6 protein-coding genes are annotated in these 4,793 nt (G+C 31.3%); all 6 read left to right on the forward strand.

The genetic code is table 11. The features are described 5' to 3' along the window. A partial coding sequence (locus F598_RS15430; protein ID WP_019037859.1) for a hypothetical protein occupies window positions 1-357 on the forward strand: 357 nt, incomplete at its 5' end. Continuing rightward, complete coding sequence (locus F598_RS0104645; protein WP_019037860.1) at window positions 354-1,139, forward strand: PoNe immunity protein domain-containing protein; 786 nt, start codon at window positions 354-356, stop codon at window positions 1,137-1,139. The genes F598_RS15430 and F598_RS0104645, both read left to right, overlap by 4 nt. 187 nt (window positions 1,140-1,326) lie before the next feature. Further along, the gene (locus F598_RS0104650) at window positions 1,327-1,596 is read left to right on the forward strand and encodes a hypothetical protein (protein ID WP_019037861.1); all 270 of its coding nucleotides are present in this window, start codon (window positions 1,327-1,329) and stop codon (window positions 1,594-1,596) included. 6 nt (window positions 1,597-1,602) lie between these two features. Continuing rightward, window positions 1,603-2,409, forward strand: coding sequence for a PoNe immunity protein domain-containing protein (locus tag F598_RS0104655; RefSeq protein ID WP_019037862.1), 807 nt, complete (start codon window positions 1,603-1,605; stop codon window positions 2,407-2,409). Window positions 2,410-2,530: 121 nt separating this feature from the next. Beyond that, on the forward strand, window positions 2,531-3,661 hold the full coding sequence (locus tag F598_RS0104660) for a hypothetical protein (protein WP_019037863.1): 1,131 nt from the start codon (window positions 2,531-2,533) through the stop codon (window positions 3,659-3,661). 13 nt (window positions 3,662-3,674) lie between these two features. Next, window positions 3,675-4,112, forward strand: a complete 438-nt coding sequence (locus F598_RS0104665; RefSeq protein WP_019037864.1) for a hypothetical protein — start codon at window positions 3,675-3,677, stop codon at window positions 4,110-4,112. Window positions 4,113-4,793: the final 681 nt, after the last annotated feature.

Consider the following 4,793-nt stretch of genomic DNA (forward strand, 5'->3'; position numbering starts at 1 on the left):
CCGATAGGCGACAACACTGGTATAGACCATATCTTTAAAAACCCTGCAACAGGAGAATACGTGATAGTAGAAAGTAAATTTCATGGAACGGGTGGTTTAGCTCCTGCCGATCCAAGTACAGGTTTAGCTAGACAGATGAGTGATGAATGGATTAGAGGTACAAATCCAGATATTTTAGATTCAAAAAATAGACTATTTAAGGCTTTAGGTGATGATGCTATTTTATATAATCAAGTTGTTAATAATTATCAACGTGTCATTGGATACATTCAAGCTAATAGTATAATAAATTACAAATACGTATCACCAGATGGTATTGAGATAAACACCGTTTTCAATAATTTATTTCAAATATGAAAAATATAAAAAATGTTGACTTTTACGAAAAAGTAATCTATAGGTATGAAGAACATTTGAAGTTAACTGAGGAAAAAATAACAAATTTTCCACCAGAAGAAGAATGGGAAACTAGACCTCATAAAATGAGTTCTGAATATCGTTTGCAACAAATAAAGCTTGTTACTTTCACAGCAAGATTACAAATTATAATAGCTTCCTATTCCAAAGGAGACGATAAAAACAGTTTACGCAATCAATTTTCTGAAGCGGTTAAGGTGATGCAAGAAGTTTGGGATAAACGTGTGGTTAAAATGCATATGGGGAAGGCTCAAAAGGAAATTGATGTCTATTATATAGGTCCTACTTTTTATATGCGTTGGATGTTATCTTTAGGGGTTTTATTGGAGGTTCCAGATGATGAGTTTCAAATTTTAATCGATTTGGTTAAGCGAGATCATATTAAAGATGCCTTATATGATATTTGTATAAAAACGAAAATTGAAGATTGGCAAATATCTGATATGGTAAGACCGCTTAGTCCAAAAAATAAAATTATCGATATCATCAATGAAGATGATAAAATAATTTGTGAAAAGCTTACAAAAAACTATTTAGGGAAGCATTGGTTTAAGACCTTTAAAAATTGGGGTGGTTGGCAAACCACCGATGTTTCTGGATTAGATGTTAACTCAGACTTTGTAGGTTTTTGGGCTTTTGAAGTGGCTGCCGTAGTCAAAATAAAAGGATTAGACGATAGCAGTTTTAAGGATAATCGCTTTTATCCAGACCGTTTAGTGTAACCAACATAGAAACATCGCCTAGCTTATTGCCGGTGTTTCTTTTACTTTTAGCGAAATTTGTACCGATATAGATTTTGTTGAGAAAGGCTATGAAGTAGTACATGTAAATCGACACACGACCATAGACCCGATAGGGGACAACACAGGTATAGACCATATATTTAAAAACCCTGTCACTGGTGAATACGTGATAGTAGAAAGCAAATTTCATGGTACAGGTGGATTAACAACATTGCCAAATGGAATAAGACAAATGAGCGATGAGTGGATTTCTAATGGTTTAGAAAATAATACGGATAGATTATGGAAATCAGTTGGTGGTGAAATGTCGTTATATAATGATATAACAGATAATGGTTTTGAACGCGTAGTAGGTTATATACAGTCAAACGGTACAATAAATTATAAATATGTTGGTGCAAATGGTTATGAAATAAACACAGTTTTTAATAATTAATACTTTATGAAGAATGTAAAAGACAATGCTTTCTATGAAAAAATTATTGAAAAATATTTAGATTTAGTTCATAGGAGAGAGTTTGAAATAACAAATTTTCCTCCAGAAGAAGAATGGGAAACTAGACCTCATAAAATGAGTTCTGAATATCGTTTGCAACAAATAAAGCTTGTTACTTTCACAGCAAGATTACAAATTATAATAGCTTCCTATTCCAAAGGAGACGATAAAAACAGTTTACGCAATCAATTTTCTGAAGCGGTTAAGGTGATGCAAGAAGTTTGGGATAAACGTATAACAAAGGTTTACCATGGTCGTCAGCAAGTAGAATACGACCAGTATAATCTTAATTCTTATATCCAGATGTTGCAAATGTTTTCATTAGCAGTTTTATTGGATGTACCTAAACATGAATTTGACATTTTAGTAAATTTAGTTGACCGTGATGGTATTAAAGATAAAATGATTGATTTTATGATTTTACCTAGATATCCAGAAAGGTCAGAATTAAAAGAAGAAAGTTATCAACGCTATATAATGATTCCAAAATTGTACAAAAAACTAGTTAACATAGCTTATGATTTTCAAGATGAACAAGCCATATTAGAGACTGAAAATTTTTTAAAAAAAGAATGGATTAAAATACCTAAGAAGTATTATATCAACCTTAATTTAAAAGATATATCTAATTATGAAGTAAAATCTGGATTTGTTGGTCTTTGGGCTTTTGAAGTAGCGGCGGTAGTCAAAATAAAAGGATTGGATGATAGCAGTTTTAAAGATAATCGCTTTTATCCAGATCGATTATTATAGTCTTCTAATGTTTTCTAATAAAATTAAACCATCTCCATCGAGGTGGTTTTTTCTTTAAACCCTTAAGCCAAATTTATTTATCTAAGACCTAACATAAAGTCAGTTGCGTACTTAAAATTAAATGTCTAGAACTAACAAATTTCTTCTGCTCAAAATCAGAATAAAAAACAGACCAGAACATTTCTTAAAATCCCATAGCTTAAATCTTAGGATTATAATAGAAAAAGGTTCAAAACTTCTCAAGAACGGCTGTGTCGCAGCGCCAGAAGAATGCTTCAATGATGTTCAGGATCCGTGTGAGTGTGATGGGAACGATGGCTGTGTAGAGGAGAATGATGAGGTGCCAATCAATGTTTTTCCAATTAATATAATGTTGGTGTCTCAGTTAAACTCTTTGCTCGATCAAAACTTACTACCTACTCAAGTGCAGGCGATGGGACCTTATGGAGATGAACTGTTTCAGCAAATGATCGATTTTTTAAATGAAAATTCAACTATAGAAGCTCAAAACTTTATTCATGCTGTTGCAGAAACTATAGAAGAGGTTGGTAGCAAAGGAGAAGTTGAAGTGGATTTTGAGGATAGGATAATTAATAATTTAGAAGGCAAATCTTTAGAAGTGTATAATAATTTGAAAAATTTAAGTTCAGATTTTAAAAATTTGATTAAAAAATTTGAACCAACTTTTCCAGTGAGTCATTTAAAATTTGATTTAGGAGATTTAGGGACTGCAAGAGGTCAGACTATTGCACCTAATAGTAGCCCAGGAACTCCAAATTCTCCAAACTATGTAATAACTGTAAGGCTAAATAATAACACTTCCCCCAGTGGTGTAGATCAACGCCCAGAACTTTTAGTTGCGAAAACTATAATCCATGAAGTAATTCATGCAGAGATGTATAGAAAATTACTATCAGTATTGGATAGTGGTGGTACCATAACGGGGGTGACTCGTCAAGATATTTTAGATGCTTTAGACGGAGATTTTCCTGGTATGTACGATTATTATAGACGACACAAAAATTGGCAACATCAACAAATGGCCACACACTACAGGGAAACTTTGGCAAGTGCTTTGCAGGAGTATGACACAGGGATTCCTGTACCAGATAATCAGCAACCTGCCCAACTGTATATGGATTTGTCGTGGGAAGGTTTAAGATATCCAAATATTGATACCTGGTCGAATCTATCAGAAACAGAAAAAGAAAGAATTAATGATGTAATAGCAGATTACATCGCTAACAATTAAAAAGTTTTTTCCTATGAAGAAAAAAATCACGTTTTCACTTCTAGTTTTGTTTTCAATTCTTTCATTTTCTCAAAATGAAAAAGACAAAACCATTTACCTGCTATTTGATGAACAAAGTAAGGAAAAATGTAAAGTTCCTGTCGAGGGGAAAGGCTATCAAAATTTAAATAAATTCAGAAAAGAAATTCATGGTGAATATATTTATTTCAAAATTTGCGATGAAATTTTTTCGATACATAAGACTAAAAGTTTTAAAGAAACTTGTCCTATAGAATATTTAGATAGCATTGAACTTGTTGATATAAACTATTTGAAAGAGAAATATGATTCTGAGAATGAATTAAAGCATCACGTTTTTGATAAGATATTTTTTATTGAAAAAATATCTGAAAAAAAAATAATCAAATATGAAGTTTCTTGGGTAGATGAGATTATAATGATATATGATTGATTTAAATTAAACACACTATCCTGAAATTATCAAATGGTAGATGTTCTTGGCTTTTTCATTAAAAAAGATAGATATATTATTGAGGAGCAGAATTTTTTGGTGATAAGGTTATACAAGAAAGGTAAAACCCTATACTACTTATACTTTGGAAGTATAAATAATCAACATAACCTAACTTATTTTAGGTTGAAAGAAAGCCGCTGAAGTTACGATGCAAAAAAGATAATTGTCTTAAAGTAGAAATTCAACTTTTTTTGTAAAAATACGATTTACAAAGCAAAGTATTAGGTCTTTAAAAATGATTCTCTTATTCTAAATAACAGTTACTTAGTTCAAATCAGGTAACCCAAGTAAATTCTATGAAACTAGTATTCTTTATTTCAGGACCAATACTTATCGTAATTATTTATCTACTTGTTAATTTCTTTATCAAAAATCGTCTCAAGTATAAGACTAAAACTATGCGTATTCTATTTACAATTTCAACGTCTATATTAATTTATCTTATTATTTTTTGAGTGCTATATTCATTTATTACGATTATACACCTCGATTAGATTTTGATAGGCAATTATGGCTAGAACAACCTTCAAAAAGATACTTGATGCTTGAAGATTTAGTGGAAAGTAAGTTGCTTACTTCTTATACCACTGACGAAGTAAGAGATAAGCTAGGTGAGCC

The sequence above is a fragment of the Psychroflexus tropicus DSM 15496 genome (assembly GCF_000378765.1).
Lineage (GTDB): Bacteria > Bacteroidota > Bacteroidia > Flavobacteriales > Flavobacteriaceae > Psychroflexus > Psychroflexus tropicus.

Excerpts from the sequence above, each read along its gene's own strand:
- F598_RS0104645 (WP_019037860.1), top strand. The coding sequence starts at position 354 with ATGAAAAATATAAAAAATGTTGACTTTTACGAAAAAGTAATCTATAGG.
- F598_RS0104655 (WP_019037862.1), top strand. The coding sequence starts at position 1,603 with ATGAAGAATGTAAAAGACAATGCTTTCTATGAAAAAATTATTGAAAAA.
- F598_RS0104660 (WP_019037863.1), top strand. The coding sequence starts at position 2,531 with ATGTCTAGAACTAACAAATTTCTTCTGCTCAAAATCAGAATAAAAAAC.
- F598_RS0104665 (WP_019037864.1), top strand. The coding sequence starts at position 3,675 with ATGAAGAAAAAAATCACGTTTTCACTTCTAGTTTTGTTTTCAATTCTT.